Raw genomic sequence first — 20,864 nt, forward strand, 5'->3', positions numbered from 1 at the left:
AGTGAAAGCATGCCGGATTGCGGCTAATGATGAGTAAAAGGAAATCCGTTGCAGATGATTGTGCGCATACTGCTGCTGTTTATCGCTCTGTTCACCTTTGGTGCGCAGGCGCAGGCTATCAAGGAAAGCTATGCCTTTGCCGTACTGGGCGAACCCCGGTACGCATTTAATTTCAACCATTTTGATTATGTGAACCCCGCCGCGCCAAAAGGTGGGCAAATAACGTTGTCCGCCCTCGGCACCTTCGATAATTTCAACCGCTATGCACTACGCGGCAACCCGGGCGCACGCACCGAGCAGCTGTACGACACGCTATTTACGACTTCCGATGACGAACCAGGCAGTTATTACCCGCTGATTGCTGAAAGCGCACGCTATGCTGACGATTATTCCTGGGTGGAGGTCGCTATTAATCCGCGCGCCCGTTTTCATGATGGTTCGCCCATTACTGCCCGCGATGTAGAGTTTACTTTTCAAAAATTTATGACCGAAGGCGTGCCGCAATTTCGTCTGGTCTACAAAGGCACCACCGTCAAAGCCATTGCGCCGTTAACCGTGCGCATTGAGTTAGCTAAACCCGGCAAAGAAGATATGCTGAGTCTGTTTTCGCTGCCGGTATTTCCAGAAAAGTACTGGAAAGATCACAAACTTAGCGACCCGCTCGCCACGCCTCCGCTTGCCAGTGGTCCGTACCGCATTACGTCCTGGAAAATGGGGCAAAATATTGTCTATTCCCGCGTGAAAGATTACTGGGCAGCAAACTTACCGGTAAACCGTGGACGCTGGAATTTCGACACCATTCGCTACGATTATTACCTCGATGATAATGTCGCCTTTGAAGCGTTTAAAGCAGGTGCCTTTGATTTGCGTATGGAAAACGACGCCAAAAACTGGGCCACGCGCTATACCGGTAAAAATTTCGATAAAAAATACATCATCAAAGATGAGCAAAAGAACGAATCAGCCCAGGATACGCGCTGGCTGGCGTTTAATATCCAACGTCCGGTATTCAGCGATCGCCGGGTCCGGGAAGCGATCACTCTCGCCTTTGACTTTGAATGGATGAACAAAGCGTTGTTTTACAATGCCTGGAGTCGCACGAACAGTTATTTTCAGAATACCGAATATGCGGCCAAAAATTACCCCGACGCCGCGGAACTGGTGCTTCTGGCACCAATGAAAAAAGATCTACCGCCAGAAGTCTTCACGCAAATCTACCAGCCGCCGGTATCCAAAGGCGATGGCTACGATCGTGACAACCTGTTAAAAGCCGACAAACTTCTCAACGAAGCAGGCTGGGTGCTGAAGGGTCAGCAACGCGTTAATGTCACAACGGGTCAGCCACTCAGCTTTGAATTATTGCTTCCCGCAAGCAGCAATAGTCAGTGGGTATTGCCGTTCCAGCACAGCCTGCAACGGCTGGGTATCAACATGGACATTCGCAAGGTGGATAACTCGCAAATCACCAACCGCATGCGCAGTCGCGACTATGACATGATGCCGCGCGTATGGCGGGCGATGCCGTGGCCCAGTTCCGATTTACAGATTTCCTGGTCATCGGAATATATCAATTCCACTTATAATGCCCCCGGCGTGCAAAGCCCGGTTATCGACTCGCTGATCAACCAAATCATTGCCGCGCAGGGAAATAAAGAAAAATTACTGCCGTTGGGGCGAGCACTGGATCGCGTATTAACGTGGAATTATTACATGCTGCCAATGTGGTACATGGCGGAAGACCGTCTCGCCTGGTGGGATAAATTCTCCCAACCCGCTGTACGCCCTGTTTACAGTTTGGGTATCGATACCTGGTGGTATGACGTTAATAAAGCGGCCAAACTGCCGTCAGCCAGACAACAGGGAGAGTAGATGGGCGCTTATCTGATTCGCCGTCTGTTGCTGGTGATCCCAACGTTATGGGCGATTATCACTATCAACTTTTTCATCGTGCAAATTGCGCCTGGCGGTCCGGTCGACCAGGCCATCGCCGCCATTGAGTTTGGTAATACTGGTGTATTACCCGGTGCAGGCGGTGAAGGTGTTCGCGCCAGCCATGCACAAACGGGCGTCGGTAATATCAGCGACAGTAATTACCGTGGCGGACGCGGATTAGATCCAGAAGTGATCGCCGAGATCACTCATCGCTACGGTTTCGATAAGCCGATCCACGAACGTTACTTCAAAATGCTCTGGGACTACATCCGTTTTGATTTTGGCGACAGCCTTTTTCGCAGCGCCTCGGTGCTGACGCTGATTAAAGACAGTCTGCCGGTCTCCATCACCCTCGGATTGTGGAGCACGCTGATTATCTATCTGGTGTCGATTCCGTTAGGCATTCGCAAAGCTGTTTATAATGGGAGCCGTTTTGACGTCTGGAGTAGTGCATTTATCATCATCGGCTACGCCATTCCGGCCTTTTTGTTTGCCATCCTGCTGATTGTCTTCTTCGCGGGCGGCAGCTATTTCGACCTGTTCCCTCTGCGCGGCCTGGTTTCCGCTAACTTTGATTCGCTGCCGTGGTATCAGAAAATCACCGATTATCTGTGGCATATCACGCTGCCGGTGCTGGCGACAGTGATTGGCGGCTTTGCGGCTCTGACCATGCTGACAAAAAACTCATTCCTTGATGAAGTGCGTAAGCAATACGTGGTGACGGCACGTGCGAAAGGGGTAAGTGAAAAAAATATTCTCTGGAAACATGTGTTCCGCAACGCCATGCTGCTGGTGATTGCCGGTTTTCCGGCGACGTTTATCAGCATGTTTTTTACCGGCTCGCTGCTGATTGAGGTGATGTTTTCACTCAATGGTCTTGGCTTACTGGGCTACGAAGCGACCGTCTCGCGCGATTATCCTGTAATGTTTGGTACCTTGTATATTTTCACCCTGATTGGCCTGCTGCTGAATATTGTCAGTGATATCAGCTATACGCTGGTCGATCCGCGTATAGATTTTGAGGGACGTTAATGTCGCGACTCAGCCCCGTCAATCAGGCCCGTTGGGCGCGTTTTCGTCATAACCGTCGCGGCTACTGGTCGTTATGGATTTTCCTCGTCTTGTTTGGTTTGAGTTTGTGTTCTGAACTTATCGCCAACGATAAACCGTTGCTGGTGCGTTATGACGGCAGTTGGTATTTCCCGTTGTTGAAAAACTACAGCGAAAGCGATTTTGGCGGCCCGCTGGCAAGTCAGGCTGATTATCAGGACCCGTGGCTGAAACAACGGCTGGAAAATAACGGCTGGGTACTGTGGGCACCGATTCGCTTTGGTGCTACCAGTATCAACTTTGCTACCGATAAGCCCTTCCCTTCTCCACCCTCCCGGCAAAACTGGCTGGGAACGGATGCCAATGGCGGCGATGTGCTGGCGCGCATTCTCTATGGCACGCGGATCTCGGTTCTGTTTGGCCTGATGCTGACTCTCTGTTCCAGCGTGATGGGCGTGCTGGCGGGGGCGCTACAAGGCTATTACGGCGGTAAAGTCGATCTCTGGGGGCAACGCTTTATTGAAGTATGGTCAGGGATGCCGACGCTGTTTTTGATTATTTTACTTTCCAGCGTCGTACAGCCTAACTTCTGGTGGCTGCTGGCAATTACCGTCTTGTTTGGCTGGATGAGTCTGGTCGGCGTGGTGCGGGCGGAGTTTTTACGTACCCGTAATTTCGACTACATCCGCGCGGCGCAGGCGCTTGGCGTCAGCGATCGCAGTATCATCCTGCGTCATATGTTGCCAAATGCCATGGTCGCTACCCTCACCTTTTTACCGTTTATTTTATGTAGTTCGATAACCACCCTGACCTCACTCGATTTCCTCGGCTTCGGTCTGCCGCTCGGTTCACCGTCACTCGGCGAACTGCTGTTACAAGGGAAAAATAACCTTCAGGCCCCGTGGCTTGGGATCACCGCCTTCTTGTCGGTGGCGATATTGTTGTCTTTGCTGATCTTTATTGGTGAAGCCGTCCGCGACGCATTTGATCCTAATAAGGCGGTGTAGCATGACGCAAACTCTGTTAGCGATTGAAAATTTGTCGGTGGGTTTTCGCCATCAGCAAACCGTACGCACAGTAGTCAATGATGTTTCACTTCAGATTGAGGCTGGCGAAACGCTGGCGCTGGTGGGTGAGTCAGGTTCAGGCAAAAGCGTTACCGCGCTGTCAATTTTACGCCTGCTCCCTTCCCCGCCGGTTGAATATCTCTCCGGCGATATTCGTTTTCATGGCGAATCGCTGCTTCATGCCAGCGATCAAACGTTACGCGGTGTACGCGGTAATAAGATTGCCATGATTTTTCAGGAACCGATGGTGTCGTTAAATCCATTGCATACCCTGGAAAAACAGCTTTATGAAGTGCTTTCACTCCACCGCGGGATGCGTCGGGAAGCGGCTCGTGGCGAAATTCTTAACTGCCTTGATCGCGTCGGTATCCGCCAGGCGGCAAAACGGCTGACAGATTATCCGCATCAGCTCTCCGGCGGCGAACGCCAGCGGGTGATGATTGCGATGGCGCTGTTAACGCGACCGGAATTATTAATTGCCGATGAACCAACCACCGCGCTGGACGTCTCTGTCCAGGCGCAGATTTTACAGCTGTTGCGCGAACTGCAAGGCGAGCTGAATATGGGTATGCTGTTTATTACTCATAACCTCAGCATTGTCAGAAAACTGGCCCACCGCGTGGCGGTAATGCAAAACGGTCGCTGTGTCGAGCAAAATAACGCCGCTACGCTATTTGCCTCACCCACTCATCCTTACACACAAAAGCTACTCAACAGTGAACCGTCAGGCGACCCGGTCCCATTGCCAGAACCTGCCTCAACGTTGCTGGATGTTGAACAGCTTCAGGTTGCCTTCCCCATTCGCAAAGGGATTTTGAAGCGCATTGTGGATCATAATGTGGTGGTGAAAAACATCAGTTTTACGCTACGAGCGGGTGAAACACTGGGTTTAGTGGGCGAGTCTGGTTCCGGGAAAAGCACGACGGGACTGGCGCTGCTGCGACTGATTAACTCTCAGGGCAGCATCGTCTTTGACGGTAAGCCACTGCAAAATTTAAATCGCCGCCAGCTGTTACCTATTCGTCATCGCATTCAGGTGGTATTTCAGGATCCAAACTCCTCGCTCAACCCACGACTCAACGTTTTGCAGATTATTGAGGAAGGCTTACGGGTTCACCAGCCGACGCTTTCTGCCGCGCAACGCGAACAACAAGTGATAGCCGTGATGCATGAAGTGGGATTAGATCCTGAAACACGCCACCGTTATCCGGCGGAGTTCTCTGGTGGTCAGCGGCAACGTATTGCGATTGCCAGGGCGTTAATTCTTAAGCCCTCGCTGATCATTCTTGATGAACCAACATCATCACTCGACAAAACGGTGCAGGCGCAAATATTGACGCTATTGAAATCATTGCAACAAAAGCATCAACTGGCCTATTTGTTTATCAGCCACGATTTGCACGTTGTCCGCGCGTTATGTCATCAGGTTATCGTACTGCGACAAGGGGAAGTAGTGGAACAAGGACCGTGCGCGCGCGTGTTTGCCGCACCGCAGCAGGAGTATACGCGTCAGCTACTGGCGTTGAGCTGACGCTTAAAAAGGATTGTAGTTTGAAAAGGGTTCGGCAATTGCCACACCAAAATTTTTCAATCGGCATGTTGCAGCAAATTCGTCCTGGCGATTTACAAACAGGCACGGCTCACCTTCACACTCCAGCACCGAACATGGAACTTCGATGTCGCTTAACGCCTGGCTTAGTTTGTACATCACCGACCATGCATTATCACCATCCGGGCTAAGCAATTTAAGCGCCACCAGGCTGTTGTCACCGCACGGTCCATTTTGCGGAATCGGTTCAACCTTCGAACCTGCGAAACCAGCAGACCAGCGATAGTTCTGCGGCAGTCGATGGACGATTGAGAGTTGTAATGAAGTCACTTATTTTCCCCGGAAGTACATTTTACTTCACAATTTGTTTACATCAATTTTAACACATCATCAACAATCCGTCTTTATACAGATCGTAAAGATTGATGCCTCGCCTGCGTGGCCTCTATGGCTCTGATTTAAATAATATCTGCGGGCGTGGTCACGTTTGCGGGGCTATATGTACCCGTTTCTGCGATCTAACTCAACCTTTTTAACTACAATGATGTGACTTTTTACATAAATTGATTTTACATAAAATAAACATATATCGGGGGAATGATAGATTTGTGGTTGACATGCATCAACAAAGGAAGCCTTTTAGCTTCCTCGTTGTGCAATAGATCACCGTTTTTTCGGCCGACTGGCGTACAAACAGAAGAGAATGGAGCTGGTTGCGCAGAATGCAATTGACCAAATCATCGGCCATGCAGAGTTAAAGGTCGCAAGAGAAAGTAATGCGCCAACAATTGCCCCTATGCCGAAACGGAAGGTTCCTGCCAGCGAAGATGCCGTTCCCGCCATATGGGGAAACTCATCAAGAATGACCGCCATCGCATTGGATGACACCATCGACACGCAGCCCACAAACGCCGCAACGCCAACCACCAGCGACCAGAATCCCAGCCCCAGCAGTGCACTGATGACCATCCACGCTGCCATAATAAACTGTATCCACAACCCCGAGCGGAACATATTTAACGCGCCAATACGGCGGACGAAGCGGCTGTTAAAGATGGTCATCACGAACAGAAAAAGAATGTTTAGCGCAAAGTAATAACCAAAGTTTTCCGGCGCGACGTGGTTGATTTCAATGTAGACAAACGGTCCGGCGCTTAAGAATGAGAACATCCCGGCAAAGCTGAAACCGCTGGCCAGCATATAACTCAGGACACGCTTATGACGGAACAGCGCCGCAAAGTTACCAATAGTGGTACGAATGTGAAAAGGCTGGCGACGCTCCGGTGGTAAGGTTTCTTTGATCAGAAAGAAGATCATTGCCGAAGCCAGAATCGCCGCCACGGCGAGGATCCAGAAGATGTAATGCCAGCTCAGCCACACCAGCACCCAGCCGCCAACTATCGGTGCCATCAGCGGTGCAATGGTCGTCACCAGCATGACAAACGACATCATCCGTGAGAACTCTTCTTTCGGGTAGATATCACGCATCAAAGCGTTGATAACCACGCTGGCCGCAGCCGCAGCCAGCCCGTGGAAGAAACGCATCACAATCAGCTGATCGATGGTTTGTGCCAACGCACACGCCACCGCGGCGGCGGCAAACACCAGCGTACCGCCAAGAACCACCGGCTTACGCCCGAAGCTGTCTGCCATCGGCCCGTAGATTAACTGCCCCAACGCAAAGCCCAGAATATAAGTACTGAGGGTCATCTGCGTACTGCCCGCCGGTACACCAAACTGAGCTGAAATTACCGGTAGCGCAGGCAGATACATATCAATCGACAGCGGCATCAACATGGCCAGCAGGCCAAGGATAAAAACAATAGCAAACGACGAATGCTGTCGGGTGGTCACAACGGGCTCCTGAAAGTCATTGAAAAGTTAGACGACGCTGGCAATTTCTTCTTCAGTTAACGGACGATATTCACCGGGGGCTAAATCAGCATCCAGCGTAATGCCGCCAATACGTTCACGATGCAGCTCAACCACATGGTTACCCACGGCGGCGAACATACGTTTCACCTGATGATAACGCCCTTCGCTGATGGTCAAACGAACCTGCGTTGGGGTAATCACTTCCAGCACCGCCGGCTTAGTGAGATCTTTTTCGTTATGCAGCTGCACGCCTTTAGCAAATTGCTCTGCCGTATCGTCAGCTACGGGTGATTCCAGCGTCACCAGATAGGTCTTCTCGCAATGATGGCGCGGGGAAGTAATGCGGTGCGACCACTGACCATCATCTGTCATTAGTACCAGACCGGTGGTATCGATATCCAGACGCCCTGCAGCATGCAGTTTCCACGCTACCGGTTCATCCAGAAAATAAAGCACCGTTGGGTGATCCGGGTCGTCCGTGGAGCAAACATAGCCCTGAGGCTTATTGAGCATGAAGTAACGTGGACCGTGTTGCTGCACCAGCGGGTTGCCATCGTAAGCGACATCATGTTCAGGGAGCAGTTTGAACGCTGCATTACGGACGATTTCGCCATCGACGGTGACACGATTGCCGCGGATTTCACGCCCGGCAATAGCACGGCTAACGCCGAGTTGCTGTGCGATAAATTTATCAAGTCGCATGTGTGTGATTTTGCCTGTAAAAAACGGAGGTCGGGTAATGACCCGAAAATCTGAACTGTTGTCTGCCCAGTATAGCGGTCTAACAACATCCCTCAAGGGAAAAAGATCCATGGCATACTATTAGCAGAATAATCTACCTACGCGAGACCATGATTTTTACACTTCGCCCATATCAGCAAGAAGCCGTGGATGCCACGCTCAACCATTTTCGTCGTCATAAAACCCCTGCCGTTATCGTGCTGCCCACCGGTGCAGGTAAAAGCCTGGTGATAGCGGAACTGGCGCGGCTGGCGCGTGGTCGCGTGCTGGTGCTGGCACACGTTAAAGAACTGGTGGCGCAAAACCATGCAAAATATCAGGCACTGGGACTGGAAGCCGATATTTTTGCCGCCGGACTAAAGCGCAAAGAGAGCCACGGTAAAGTGGTATTTGGCAGCGTGCAGTCGGTCGCCCGTAATCTTGATGCCTTTCAGGGTGAATTTTCGCTGTTGATTGTCGATGAATGCCACCGTATTGGTGACGACGAAGAGAGCCAGTATCAGCAAATCCTCACTCACCTGACCAAAGTGAATCCCCACTTACGCCTGCTGGGGCTGACTGCCACGCCTTTTCGACTGGGCAAAGGCTGGATTTATCAGTTCCATTATCACGGCATGGTACGCGGCGATGAGAAAGCCCTTTTCCGTGACTGCATTTATGAGCTGCCGCTGCGTTATATGATTAAACACGGCTATCTGACGCCGCCAGAACGGCTGGATATGCCAGTCGTGCAATACGATTTCAGCCGCTTGCAGGCACAGAGTAACGGACTGTTCAGCGAAGCCGATCTCAACCGCGAGCTGAAAAAACAGCAACGCATTACGCCACACATCATCAGCCAAATCATGGAGTTTGCTGCAACGCGCAAAGGGGTGATGATTTTCGCCGCGACGGTCGAACACGCAAAAGAGATTGTGGGATTACTGCCTGCCGAAGATGCAGCACTGATTACTGGCGACACACCCGGCTCTGAGCGCGATGTGTTAATTGATGATTTTAAAGCCCAGCGTTTTCGCTATCTGGTCAACGTCGCGGTACTGACCACCGGATTTGACGCCCCGCACGTCGATCTTATCGCCATTCTGCGCCCTACCGAATCAGTGAGTCTTTACCAACAAATTGTCGGGCGCGGTCTGCGCCTGGCCCCCGGCAAGACTGATTGCTTAATTCTTGATTATGCGGGTAACCCTCACGATCTCTACGCGCCGGAAGTTGGTACACCGAAAGGCAAAAGTGACAACGTTCCGGTACAGGTTTTCTGCCCTGCCTGCGGTTTTGCCAACACCTTTTGGGGGAAAACGACCGCCGACGGGACATTGATTGAACACTTTGGTCGTCGCTGTCAGGGATGGTTTGAAGATGACGACGGACATCGCGAACAGTGTGACTTCCGTTTCCGTTTTAAAAATTGCCCGCAATGTAACGCAGAAAATGATATTGCCGCTCGCCGCTGCCGCGAATGTGACACGGTACTGGTTGATCCGGATGATATGTTAAAAGCGGCGCTACGACTGAAAGACGCGCTGGTATTACGCTGTAGCGGCATGTCTTTGCAGCATGGACACGACGAGAAAGGCGAATGGTTGAAAATCACCTATTACGATGAAGACGGCGCGGATGTGAGTGAGCGTTTCCGTCTGCAAACGCCCGCCCAGCGTACCGCCTTCGAGCAGCTTTTTATCCGCCCGCATACGCGCACACCGGGCATCCCTCTGCGCTGGATCACCGCCGCCGATATCCTCGCCCAGCAAGCATTACTGCGACACCCGGATTTTGTCGTCGCCCGCATGAAAGGTCAGTACTGGCAAGTGCGTGAAAAAGTGTTCGATTACGAAGGTCGTTTTCGTCGGGCGCACGAATTACGCGGTTAATGGTAGTTTTGATTGATGTATAAGGCGATTGAGTATAGAATCTCGCCCGCTTTTGCATACGCAAAGCAGATCACTTACCTGTTGCTGGGTCGCCTGTAGCAGGATTAATTTAAGAGAGAAAGAAATGTTTACTATCAACGCAGAAGTACGTAAAGAGCAGGGTAAGGGTGCGAGCCGCCGCCTGCGTGCCGCTAACAAGTTCCCGGCAATCATCTACGGTGGCAAAGAAGCGCCGCTGGCTGTCGAACTGGATCACGACAAAGTCATGAACATGCAAGTTAAAGCTGAATTCTACAGCGAAGTTCTGACCATCGTTGTTGACGGTAAAGAAATCAAAGTTAAAGCTCAGGACGTACAGCGTCACCCGTACAAACCGAAGCTGCTGCACATCGACTTCGTTCGCGCTTAATTGCTGAATAAGTTGTAAAAAACCCCGCTCCGGCGGGGTTTTTTGTCTCTGCAAATTATGCCTGATTACGGTATTGCTATTTTTTGCAGGCCAGATAAGGCGTTCACGCCGCATCTGGCATTCAGAACACAAAACCGATTAATTGCCGCCAGACGTCCGGCGCTGCAATTGATCGCGCAAGTTCGGCGGCGTGCCTTTAATGGTCAGGGTATCGGTTGCTGGATCCCAGAAGATGCGTTCACCTAACAGCATCGCATCAAAGTTAATAGTCAAGCCACCGCCGCTACCGGCAAACTTCGTCAACTGACGCAGTGTGCTACGGTCTGCCGGGAAGCTCTCTTCCAGTTCGTAGCCTTTTTCAGCCGCAAACTCCGTGAAGCTCACTTCGCTGACGCCTGCCAGCTCTTTCGACAGCGATTCCAGTTCAATCTCTTCACCTGCCTGCAGCTGCTCATTACAGTAGCTATAAACCTGCTGGCGCACGTTCTGTCGCTCTGCTTTATCCAGTTGTGCTTCGGCAGTGAAATCATCGACCGCTTGCAACAGCCCACGGTTTTGCGCTTTCGCGTTTAACCCTTCGCTGGCACCGAGGAAATCCATAAAGAAATCCGCCACTTTGCGCCCTACTCGCCCTTTCAGGAAAGTGAGATAGCGGGTCGACTCTGGATTGGTTTCCCACTCGGTTAAATCGATACGCGCAACAATATCCGCATGATTGATATCAAGATAATGGGTTGGGTTGATGTCGAGATTTTCGTTAACACGCATACTGCTCAGGTTGCTCAGAACTGCCACCAGCAGATACTCCACCGCCAGATAGCGATAGTGGCAAAACAGCACGAATCCACCGTCAGCAAAAGGATATTTCGCTAATTCGTCACGCAGGCGACCGGTTGCCGCGCGGCTAAATGCCAGAAAGTCCTCTTCGCCCTGACGCTGTAAGCGCAGCGTCTGCGCCAGTTCACTCTCTTCGCTAAACAAGCCGTAAGCTTTATTTTTGGCGCTATAGACCCGATGCAGTTCTGCCACCATCTCAACGACGGTTTCCGTCGGTTCCAGCAATGAATCGCGCAACACCAGCTCAAGGTTCTGCTCATCACGCTTGATAAGCTGGTGCAGAGCAATCTGGTTGATATCCAGACTCATGATAAACTCTCCTTTAAGACCGGGCGGTATTCAACCACCGCCGGTTAAGCGACGCAATAAAAGATGGCGGTCATTTTACAGAAGGCGGCGTAACGAGAATGATTTAACGCATAAAAAAGCAGAAAAAAAACCGTTGCTACGGTAATATGTTGCCCTTTCATCAACTAACTGATTTCGATTTATGCCACAAATTTCCCGCTACAGTGATGAACAGGTTGAACAATTGCTCGCAGAGCTGCTCAACGTACTGGAAAAACATAAGGCTCCGACCGACCTTTCCCTGATGGTGTTAGGCAACATGGTCACTAACCTTATCAACACCAGCATTGCCCCGGCCCAACGCCAGGCAATTGCCAACTCTTTTGCCCGCGCCTTACAGTCCTCTATCAACGAAGACAAAGCGCACTAAGGGAAACAGATAACAGGTTATGGTAACTCATCGTCAGCGCTACCGTGAAAAAGTCTCCCAGATGGTCAGTTGGGGGCACTGGTTTGCACTGTTCAATATTCTGCTTTCGCTCGTCATTGGCAGCCGTTACCTGTTTATCGCCGACTGGCCGACAACGCTTGCTGGTCGCATTTATTCCTACGTAAGCATTATCGGTCATTTCAGCTTCCTGGTGTTCGCCACCTACTTGCTGATCCTCTTCCCGCTGACCTTTATCGTCGGCTCCCAGAGGCTGATGAGGTTTTTGTCCGTCATTCTGGCAACGGCGGGAATGACGCTATTACTGATCGATAGCGAAGTCTTTACTCGTTTCCATCTCCATCTTAATCCCATCGTCTGGCAGCTGGTTATCAACCCAGACGAAAATGAGATGGCGCGCGACTGGCAGCTGATGTTCATCAGCGTGCCGGTTATTTTATTGCTTGAACTGGTGTTTGCGACGTGGAGCTGGCAAAAGCTGCGCAGCCTGACGCGTCGTCGGCGCTTCGCGCGCCCGCTGGCCGCATTCTTATTTATCGCCTTTATCGCCTCGCATGTGGTGTATATCTGGGCCGATGCCAACTTCTATCGCCCGATCACCATGCAGCGCGCTAACCTGCCGCTTTCGTACCCGATGACGGCGCGACGTTTTCTTGAGAAGCATGGCCTGCTTGATGCGCAGGAATATCAACGCCGTCTTATTGAGCAAGGTAATCCAGACGCCGTTTCCGTTCAGTATCCGTTAAGCGAACTGCGCTATCGCGATATGGGCACCGGGCAGAATGTGCTGTTGATTACTGTCGATGGCCTGAACTACTCACGCTTCGAGAAGCAGATGCCTGCGCTGGCAGGTTTTGCTGAGCAAAATATTTCGTTCACGCGCCATATGAGCTCCGGCAACACTACAGACAACGGCATCTTTGGCCTGTTCTATGGCATCTCGCCGAGCTATATGGACGGCATTCTGTCGACTCGTACGCCTGCGGCGTTAATTACTGCGCTTAATCAGCAAGGCTATCAGCTGGGGTTATTCTCATCAGATGGCTTTACCAGCCCGCTGTATCGTCAGGCATTGTTGTCAGATTTCTCGATGCCGAGTGTACGCACCCAATCCGACGAACAGACCGCCACGCAGTGGATCAACTGGCTGGGCCGCTACGCACAAGAAGATAACCGCTGGTTCTCGTGGGTCTCTTTCAATGGCACAAACATTGACGACAGCAATCAGCAGGCATTTGCACGGAAATATAGCCGGGCGGCAGGCAATGTCGATGACCAGATCAACCGCGTGCTCAATGCACTGCGTGATTCTGGCAAACTGGACAATACGGTGGTGATTATCACTGCCGGGCGGGGTATTCCGCTGAGCGAAGAGGAAGAAACCTTTGACTGGTCCCACGGTCATCTGCAGGTGCCATTAGTGATTCACTGGCCAGGCACGCCGGCGCAGCGTATTAATGCGCTGACTGATCATACCGATCTGATGACGACGCTGATGCAACGCCTGCTACATGTCAGCACACCTGCCAGCGAATATTCGCAAGGTCAGGATTTGTTCAACCCTCAACGCCGCCATTACTGGGTTACCGCCGCGGATAACGATACGCTGGCAATTACCACCCCGAAAAAGACACTGGTGCTGAACAATAACGGTAAATACCGCACTTACAACTTACGTGGTGAAAGAGTGAAAGATGAAAAACCACAGTTAAGTTTGTTATTGCAAGTACTGACAGACGAGAAGCGTTTTATCGCTAACTGATTAATTATAAATCAGTTAGCAAAATATCTTACTTGCAATCGGTGTGGAAAACGGTAGTATTAGCAGCCACGAGTCGGCACGTAGCGCAGCCTGGTAGCGCACCGTCATGGGGTGTCGGGGGTCGGAGGTTCAAATCCTCTCGTGCCGACCAAAAATCCCAAGAAAACCAACCTATTGCGGTTGGTTTTTTTATATCTGCATTTAATTCGATAAACAGACCGCGACACATCACGGCCTGTTTATTTTCTGTTATCAGAACGTCCAGACCACACCCGCCTGAGTTGTGCTGCTTTCTTCACGGGAGAAACGGCTGTCGATACCGAGCGTCAGGCCCGTCAATGTTTGCTCAAAGCCAGCTCCCGCATCAGTGTTCACGTTGTTGCGGCTGTTAATTGCCGAACTCCACATCGCCGTATCGTAATTAACGCCTTTTACGCTACCAAGACGCCCACGCACGGTGTCCAGTTCTGCATCAAATACCAGCGGTTGTGCTGCCGCCATATTCAGCACATCCGTGGTTGAAGGGGGCATTTGTACGCGATTCTCTGCGAGACTCCAGCTATGGTTGCCATTATCCAGCAAGGTATATTCATACGTACTGATATCAACAACGCTTCCGGCATTGCCCAACGTAAATGCCGCATCACCGCGCCCTCCTTTAATCGTGGGATCAGTCGCCGCGCCATAAACCTGTAGCACTCCATTATTGATCGTAGTCTGGTTTGCCGCACCACCCATTTGAACAATTTGATAACCGTCATTTAATACTGAGTATTCTGCGGTGCCATTCATTTCAATGTACTGATACCCGCCGTTAATTTCAGTATTACTACTTACACCAAATTCTTTAATATGCTGTTCTCCGCCAGGATTGATTTTCGTATTATTGGCGGTCCCTTAAACCAGCTGGATATCTTTTTCCAGGACAACACCATCAACTGTCTCACCATACTCAACTGTTGATGCCAATGCTATGGGTGAATATAACGCTGTAGCCACCAGAACAGATATTGCGGAACGACAAAGAGAAACAGAACCAGATTGATGCATTGAGCTTTCATCCTATGAAATTAATTGCTGTTAAAAGCATTGGGTAGAGAAAATACCCATAGCTCCATACCCGGAGTCAGTTTTTAAAAACTGTTTAAAGAAATGCACAAGTATTGTGATTGATTTTTTAGTTGTTTTTCTTGATGAGAAGCTGATGCAAAATTCCGTCTTTATAATGAAAATGATGCCAAAGCGAACGACAAGGTTGTAGTTTTCGCTACATGTCCATACATAAAATGGGGTAACATTCACGCGCCTGGTAGCGTTACCAACGCTACGCTCAAACATAATGATTCTAATAAAACCTCAGGAGACTACTATGCCTGAAGCAACGCCTTTTCAGGTGATGATTGTGGATGATCATCCACTTATGCGACGCGGTGTTCGTCAGTTACTGGAGCTTGATCCTGGCTTTGAAGTGGTCGCCGAAGCGGGCGACGGCGCGAGCGCGATCGATCTGGCGAATAGACTGGATATCGACGTGATCTTGCTGGATCTCAATATGAAAGGTATGAGTGGCCTGGATACCCTCAATGCCTTGCGCAGGGATGGCGTTACCGCGCAAATTATTATCCTGACCGTATCCGATGCCTCCAGCGATGTCTTTGCGCTGATAGACGCAGGCGCAGACGGTTATCTGTTGAAAGACAGCGACCCGGAAGTGTTGCTGGAAGCGATTCGTGCCGGAGCGAAAGGCAGCAAAGTCTTTAGCGAACGCGTCAATCAGTACTTACGTGAACGTGAAATGTTTGGCGCAGAAGAAGATCCCTTCAGCGTGCTGACGGAGCGCGAGCTGGATGTTCTGCACGAGCTGGCACAGGGGCTGTCAAATAAACAGATTGCCTCGGTGTTGAATATTTCCGAGCAGACAGTAAAAGTACACATTCGCAATCTGCTGCGTAAACTCAATGTCCGCTCACGCGTGGCGGCCACCATTCTGTTCCTGCAACAACGCGGGGCACAATAAAAATAGCCCGATGGCATCACCATCGGGCCTCTTTTTATTTACTCTCCTGCGGCGACAAATGTTGCATCGCCTGCGCGATACTACGTTCAATCACCGCACGGCGAGTATCGTTGGCAGGTAAGAGTTTCGACATCATCTCCCACGCGGCAACGGCTTCGCCAAATCGCTGCTGCTCAAAGGCATTAAACGCATACATGCTTAGCACACGGATATTGCTGTGGTCAGTTCTCACCAACTGGCGTAGCAGTTCACCACCGAGGCGGTTGTCGTTGGGATCAGATGAACGTGTCAACGCTTCAGCGTATCCCAGTGCAGCATCGCTGTTTTTCGGATCGAGGCGATACGCAGTGGCGTATGCATCGGTGGCGATACTGGCGTTACCCAGCGCCATGCCAACGCGGCCCAACATAATCCAGCCTTCTATATCTCCCGGATTTTTTTGCAGTTGAGTACGCATCCCCAGCGCAAGGCGCGACATCTCTTCTTCGTTGAGCGGATCGGCTTTCGGATCCAGCGCCCTGTCCAGTAACGCCGGAGCCTGTGCCGTGGCCTGCTGCCAGATTTTCACCTGCTGATAATTGCCAGTCTGGTAGTAGCTGACGCCAGCCACAATTAACGCCACCACAATACCCGGCAGATAAACAACATATCCGGCACGCTTACCTTCCGGCACGCTTTGTTCTGGAAACGCTTCCGGCACCACGCGTACCCGACGCCGCGAACGGGCGTATATGACCCAACCGCCAATGCCAATAGCCACTACTGGCAGCACCCACAGCAGCACGGTCAGCGGCGTTAACGGCGGATCGTAAGTGACGAAGTTGCCGTAACGCGCCACCATATAATCGACAATCTCTTTCTTACTTTTGCCTTCCTGCATCAGTTCATACACTTTCTGGCGCAGGTCGGTGGCAATCATCGAGTTGGAATCGGCAATGCTGTTGTTCTGGCATTTCGGGCAGCGCAGTTCTTCAGTGAGCTGACGGAACTGTTGTTCCTGTGCTTCATCTTTAAACTGCAACACGTCGATGGTCGCCAGCGCTGAGCCGGAGATCATCAGCATCAGCACGCCCAATAAAAACCTCATTGTGCGGCCTCCTTACTGTATTTCTCCCACAGTGGCTTGATCTCTTCTTCCCAGACGCGAGGATTGAGATCGCCCGCATGGCGATAGCGAATGATGCCGTTGCCGTCGATGAGGAACGTTTCTGGCGCGCCATAGACACCGAGATCCAGTCCTAACATGCCGTCGCCATCAAACAGGCTTAGTGCGTAAGGATTGCCCAGCTCTTTCAGCCAGCTGATTGCCTTCTGGCGATCGTCTTTATAGTTCATACCAACTACGCGAATGCCCTGCGCAGAAAGCTGATTCAGATATTGATGTTCCGCACGGCAGGTCGGACACCAGGTCGCCCAGACGTTAAGCAGCACTGGTTTGCCCTGAGTCAGCACATCCGCCTGATAAAACTGCCCCGGATTGTCCAGTGATTCGAGGCGAAACTTCGGCACCGGCTTGCCAATAAGCGCGGATTCCAGATTGGTCGGATCATCCCCTTCGGCATTACGCGCCAGCTGCCACAGCAGCGCCGCGGCAATCGCCAGGAAGATAATCAACGGAATTAACAATACTTTGCGCTTCATACAGCCTCCGGCGCAGTTTTCTGCGGGTTCACGCGCTTACGATAGCGAGGATCAAACAGACACAGCAGTCCGCCCAACGCCATCATCAGCCCGCCCGCCCAAATCCAGCGAACAAATGGTTTGTAGTAAAGACGCACGGCCCACGCGCCGTTTTCCAGCTCTTCACCGAGCGCCGCGTACAGGTCACGCGTGATGCCACCGTCAATCGCCGCTTCGGTCATCATCGACCCGGCAGTGTTGTAATAACGTTTTTCTGCATACAGCACTGTTTCCGGCTTGCCATCTCGCGTTACGCCGATAGTCGCCACACCGCCACGCCAGTTCGGACCGGTCACCTCTTTGACATCACGGAAGGTGAAGCGATATTCATGAATATCGACGCTATCGCCGGACTTCATGCGCACATCACGCTCAACGCTATAGTTCTGACTAAAAGCAATGCCAACAATTGTCACTGCCAGCCCCAGGTGAGCCGCCACCATCCCCCAATAACTGAAGGTGGTTTTCGTGCCGCGTGAAATACGCAGCGCAGCTTCCGCAATTGCCAGCACCGCAATCCAGCAGGCCATTGCCAGGCCGAGCACTGTCATCGCCACAACTTTGCTTTCGAACAGCCACGGCAACAGCAGCGACAGCACCAGCGTAGAGATGAAGGCGATAATCAACAAATTGCGGATTTTACGTGGGCGATCGCGCCCCCAGCGCACCAGAGGACCGACACCGAGCAGCAGCGCAAACGGCACCATCAGCCAGGTAAACATGGTGTTGAAGAACGGTTCGCCAATCGAAATACTGCCCAGTCCCAGTTGCTTGTGCACCAGCGGCAGCAGCGTCCCCAGTAATACCACCAGCATCGCGGCGACCAGCAAAACGTTGTTCGCTAACAGCAGAGATTCCCGCGACCACAGCGCATTGTTTACGCGTGAGCGAACTTTGTGTCCACGCGCGGCAAACAGCAGCAGCGAACCGCCAATCACCAACACCATAAAGGCGAGGATAAACATACCGCGCGCCGGATCAGAGGCAAACGCGTGTACCGATACCAGCACGCCGGAACGCACGAGGAAAGTCCCCAACAGACACAACGAGAAGGCACTGATTGCCAGCAGTAATGTCCACGCTTTGAAGCTGGCGCGTTGTTCAGTGACCGCCAGTGAATGCATCAGCGCAGTCCCCACCAGCCACGGCATAAACGAGGCGTTTTCTACCGGATCCCAGAACCACCAGCCGCCCCAGCCGAGTTCGTAATAGGCCCATGCGGAACCGAGCACAATGCCGAGCGTCAGGAAGATCCACGCCGCCAGCGTCCACGGGCGGGTAAAACGCGCATAGGTGCTGTCCAGACGCCCACTCAACAAAGAAGCAATGGCGAAAGCAAACGCCACCGAGAAACCGACGTACCCCATATAGAGCAGAGGCGGATGGAAGATCAGCCCCGGATCCTGCAACAGCGGGTTAAGATCGCGCCCTTCAATCGGGAAATTCGGCAGCGTGCGTGAGAATGGGTTAGAGGTAAAGAGAATGAACAGCAAAAAGCCGACACTGACCATCCCCATTATCGCCAGTACGCGGGCCACAATATCCAGCGGAATACGCTGACTAAAAATCGCCACCGCAAAGGTCCAGCCGCTCATCAGCAGCACCCACAGCAGGAGCGAGCCTTCATGCGCGCCCCAGGTAGCCGCCACGCGATACCACACCGGAAGCTGGGTATTGGAGTTGCTGGCAACATAGGTGACGGTGAAGTCGTTGACCACGAAAGCATTGACCAGCACCAGAAATGCGCCAGCCACAGACATAAACAGCAGCCAGGCAAACAAGCGGGAAGACGCCATCATGCGCGCATCTCCGCGCGCCACGCCCCATAGCGGATACACGGACAGCAGCAGCGCAATTCCCAGCGCCAGGCACAGCAGCCCGTTACCAATTTCCGGCATCATGATGCTGGGTCCTTATAAACACTCGCCGGGCGACGGTGGTTAGCTTCCATCGCTTTCTCAACTTCTGGCGGCGTATAGTTTTCATCATGTTTCGCCAGCACTTCTTTCGCGAGGATATGATTGCCTTTTTCCAGCTCGCCCTGCACCACAACGCCCTGCCCTTCACGGAACAGATCCGGCAAAATGCCTTCGTAAGAAACATCCACTGAGCCTTCAGCATCGTAAATGGTGAAGGTCACTTTCAGCGAATTGGGATCGCGCTGCACACTCCCCGGCATCACCATCCCGCCAACGCGCAGACGCTGACCGACTTCCGGCATTTGCTGAGTTTCACGCTTGCCGTAGAGAATTTCCCCCGGCGTATAAAAGAGATCGATATTCGAGCGCAGCGCATATAGCACCAGACCGATAGTCAGCGCCAGCCCTGCCAACACGGCACAGGCAATCCACAAGCGGTTTTTACGGCGAATATTCATGCAGCCTCCTGCTGTTGCGCAGCACGTAAACGCGCCTCACGCGCCCGCTGTTGCGCCACGCCACGCAGAATTGCGCGATGTTGCATCACCGAGTGCACGACCAAAACCACCAGCGGAATAACGGTCATCACCACCGCCAACCAGACAAAAAAGGCGTAACCGCCCATTGCGAAAAATTCATTCCAGGAAGCAAATGCAGGGGTCATTTACGGCCTCTTTTCAGTATCAGTTCACTCACCCACGGACGGCGTTTTTCCATCAGCAAAATCAAATTACGCATCCGCATCAGCGTCAGCGTGGCAGACAGGAGCAGGAAGCCAAAAATCGACCAGCGCAGCGGCGAACGCATCGCCGGATCGATACTTTGCTGCATCCGCGTTGATCCCTGATGCAGGGTGTTCCACCACTCAACGGAGTAATGAATAATCGGCAGATTCACCACGCCAATCAGCACCAGGATACCTGCCGCACGGCCAGCCAGACGACGGTCGTCGAAGGCGTGCCACAGGGCAATGACACCAACATACAGAAACAGCAGCACCAGTTCAGAAGTCAGACGTGCATCCCATACCCACCAGGTGCCCCACATCGGTTTTCCCCATGCAGAGCCGGTAACCAGGGCAATAAAGGTAAACACGGCACCAATGGGGGCCATCGCCGCCACCGCCAGGTTGGCCATTTTCATCTGCCAGACCAGGCCAATAAACGCTGCCACCGCCATTGATGCATAAATGCCCATCGACCAGATCGCCGCAGGCACATGCAGGTAGATAATGCGGTAGCTATTTCCCTGCTGATAATCAGCCGGAGCAAAGCCGAACCCCCAGATCCAGCCGACGGTAAGCACGACCACACTGGCAATTGCCAGCCACGGTATAAACCAGCCACAGATTTGATACAGCCGTGGTGGGATCGCCAGTTGATGCAGTGTTTTCCACATAGTTTCGATACCAGACTCGAA

19 protein-coding genes, 1 tRNA gene and 1 pseudogene are annotated in these 20,864 nt (G+C 52.0%); 10 read left to right on the plus strand and 11 right to left on the minus strand.

Annotation, left to right across the window (positions count from 1 at the left end; genetic code table 11):
- Positions 1-54: 54 nt before the first annotated feature.
- The 4 genes from ACJHWT_RS02115 to yejF are packed head-to-tail and all read left to right on the plus strand — an operon-like array spanning position 55 to position 5,580.
- Positions 55-1,869: an extracellular solute-binding protein gene (locus ACJHWT_RS02115; protein WP_001317951.1), complete on the plus strand. Its 1,815-nt coding sequence runs from the start codon at positions 55-57 to the stop codon at positions 1,867-1,869.
- Entirely contained in the window at positions 1,870-2,964 is a 1,095-nt protein-coding gene (locus ACJHWT_RS02120) for a microcin C ABC transporter permease YejB (protein ID WP_000501617.1), read from the plus strand. It abuts the gene before it with no gap.
- On the plus strand, positions 2,964-3,989 hold the full coding sequence (locus tag ACJHWT_RS02125; protein ID WP_000088916.1) for an ABC transporter permease: 1,026 nt from the start codon (positions 2,964-2,966) through the stop codon (positions 3,987-3,989). Before ACJHWT_RS02120 ends, ACJHWT_RS02125 begins: the two co-directional genes overlap by 1 nt.
- A 1-nt stretch (position 3,990) precedes the next feature.
- Positions 3,991-5,580: a microcin C ABC transporter ATP-binding protein YejF gene (gene yejF, locus ACJHWT_RS02130; protein ID WP_000194916.1), complete on the plus strand. Its 1,590-nt coding sequence runs from the start codon at positions 3,991-3,993 to the stop codon at positions 5,578-5,580.
- A 3-nt stretch (positions 5,581-5,583) separates the two neighbouring features.
- Here the strand turns inward: yejF and ACJHWT_RS02135 are convergent, their stop codons facing one another.
- From ACJHWT_RS02135 to rsuA, 3 genes are all read right to left on the minus strand, one after another.
- The gene (locus ACJHWT_RS02135; RefSeq protein WP_000202798.1) at positions 5,584-5,928 is read right to left on the minus strand and encodes a YejG family protein; all 345 of its coding nucleotides are present in this window, start codon (positions 5,926-5,928) and stop codon (positions 5,584-5,586) included.
- 333 nt (positions 5,929-6,261) lie between these two features.
- A complete protein-coding gene (bcr, locus tag ACJHWT_RS02140; RefSeq protein WP_000213379.1) occupies positions 6,262-7,452 on the minus strand; it encodes a multidrug efflux MFS transporter Bcr in 1,191 nt (396 codons plus the stop codon).
- Between the two features lie 27 nt (positions 7,453-7,479).
- A complete protein-coding gene (rsuA, locus tag ACJHWT_RS02145) occupies positions 7,480-8,175 on the minus strand; it encodes a 16S rRNA pseudouridine(516) synthase RsuA (RefSeq protein ID WP_001234854.1) in 696 nt (231 codons plus the stop codon).
- A 149-nt stretch (positions 8,176-8,324) separates the two neighbouring features.
- On the opposite strand from rsuA, the gene ACJHWT_RS02150 reads away from it, so the two are divergent.
- Entirely contained in the window at positions 8,325-10,085 is a 1,761-nt protein-coding gene (locus tag ACJHWT_RS02150) for a DEAD/DEAH box helicase (RefSeq protein ID WP_000578065.1), read from the plus strand.
- A 124-nt stretch (positions 10,086-10,209) separates the two neighbouring features.
- Positions 10,210-10,494: a 50S ribosomal protein L25 gene (gene rplY / locus ACJHWT_RS02155; RefSeq protein WP_000494186.1), complete on the plus strand. Its 285-nt coding sequence runs from the start codon at positions 10,210-10,212 to the stop codon at positions 10,492-10,494.
- 138 nt (positions 10,495-10,632) lie between these two features.
- Here the strand turns inward: rplY and yejK are convergent, their stop codons facing one another.
- On the minus strand, positions 10,633-11,640 hold the full coding sequence (yejK, locus tag ACJHWT_RS02160; protein ID WP_000050789.1) for a nucleoid-associated protein YejK: 1,008 nt from the start codon (positions 11,638-11,640) through the stop codon (positions 10,633-10,635).
- Positions 11,641-11,821: 181 nt separating this feature from the next.
- Between yejK and ACJHWT_RS02165 the strand changes: the two genes are divergently transcribed.
- The 3 genes from ACJHWT_RS02165 (at position 11,822) to ACJHWT_RS02175 (ending at position 13,980) form a co-directional block, all read left to right on the plus strand.
- Complete coding sequence (locus ACJHWT_RS02165; RefSeq protein ID WP_001135667.1) at positions 11,822-12,049, plus strand: YejL family protein; 228 nt, start codon at positions 11,822-11,824, stop codon at positions 12,047-12,049.
- Positions 12,050-12,068: 19 nt separating this feature from the next.
- Positions 12,069-13,829, plus strand: a complete 1,761-nt coding sequence (yejM, locus tag ACJHWT_RS02170; protein WP_000256203.1) for an LPS biosynthesis-modulating metalloenzyme YejM — start codon at positions 12,069-12,071, stop codon at positions 13,827-13,829.
- 74 nt (positions 13,830-13,903) lie between these two features.
- Positions 13,904-13,980, plus strand: a tRNA-Pro gene (locus tag ACJHWT_RS02175).
- A gap of 101 nt (positions 13,981-14,081) precedes the next feature.
- On the opposite strand, the pseudogene ACJHWT_RS02180 reads toward ACJHWT_RS02175, so the two are convergent.
- Positions 14,082-14,879: pseudogene (locus tag ACJHWT_RS02180) on the minus strand (pertactin-like passenger domain-containing protein).
- 319 nt (positions 14,880-15,198) lie between these two features.
- On the opposite strand from ACJHWT_RS02180, the gene narP reads away from it, so the two are divergent.
- Complete coding sequence (gene narP, locus ACJHWT_RS02185; RefSeq protein WP_001113637.1) at positions 15,199-15,846, plus strand: nitrate/nitrite response regulator protein NarP; 648 nt, start codon at positions 15,199-15,201, stop codon at positions 15,844-15,846.
- Positions 15,847-15,880: 34 nt separating this feature from the next.
- Here the strand turns inward: narP and ccmH are convergent, their stop codons facing one another.
- Genes ccmH through ccmC form a run of 6 tightly spaced genes read right to left on the minus strand, consistent with a single transcriptional unit; the run spans position 15,881 to position 20,843 of the window.
- On the minus strand, positions 15,881-16,933 hold the full coding sequence (gene ccmH / locus ACJHWT_RS02190) for a cytochrome c-type biogenesis thiol:disulfide oxidoreductase CcmH (protein WP_001211577.1): 1,053 nt from the start codon (positions 16,931-16,933) through the stop codon (positions 15,881-15,883).
- Positions 16,930-17,487, minus strand: coding sequence for a thiol:disulfide interchange protein DsbE (gene dsbE, locus ACJHWT_RS02195; RefSeq protein ID WP_000824439.1), 558 nt, complete (start codon positions 17,485-17,487; stop codon positions 16,930-16,932). The genes ccmH and dsbE overlap by 4 nt, the downstream gene beginning before the upstream one ends.
- A complete protein-coding gene (ccmF, locus tag ACJHWT_RS02200) occupies positions 17,484-19,427 on the minus strand; it encodes a cytochrome c-type biogenesis heme lyase CcmF (RefSeq protein WP_000982446.1) in 1,944 nt (647 codons plus the stop codon). The genes dsbE and ccmF overlap by 4 nt, the downstream gene beginning before the upstream one ends.
- Positions 19,424-19,903 carry a cytochrome c maturation protein CcmE gene (gene ccmE, locus ACJHWT_RS02205; RefSeq protein WP_001026418.1) on the minus strand — a complete coding sequence of 160 codons (480 nt, stop codon included), beginning with the start codon at positions 19,901-19,903 and terminating at the stop codon, positions 19,424-19,426. The genes ccmF and ccmE overlap by 4 nt, the downstream gene beginning before the upstream one ends.
- Positions 19,900-20,109 carry a heme exporter protein CcmD gene (gene ccmD / locus ACJHWT_RS02210; RefSeq protein ID WP_000186540.1) on the minus strand — a complete coding sequence of 70 codons (210 nt, stop codon included), beginning with the start codon at positions 20,107-20,109 and terminating at the stop codon, positions 19,900-19,902. The genes ccmE and ccmD overlap by 4 nt, the downstream gene beginning before the upstream one ends.
- Positions 20,106-20,843, minus strand: coding sequence for a heme exporter protein CcmC (gene ccmC / locus ACJHWT_RS02215; protein ID WP_001295447.1), 738 nt, complete (start codon positions 20,841-20,843; stop codon positions 20,106-20,108). The genes ccmD and ccmC overlap by 4 nt, the downstream gene beginning before the upstream one ends.
- Positions 20,844-20,864: the final 21 nt, after the last annotated feature.

The organism is Escherichia sp. WS338, from assembly GCF_046486405.1.
GTDB classification, from domain to species: Bacteria; Pseudomonadota; Gammaproteobacteria; order Enterobacterales; family Enterobacteriaceae; genus Escherichia; species Escherichia coli.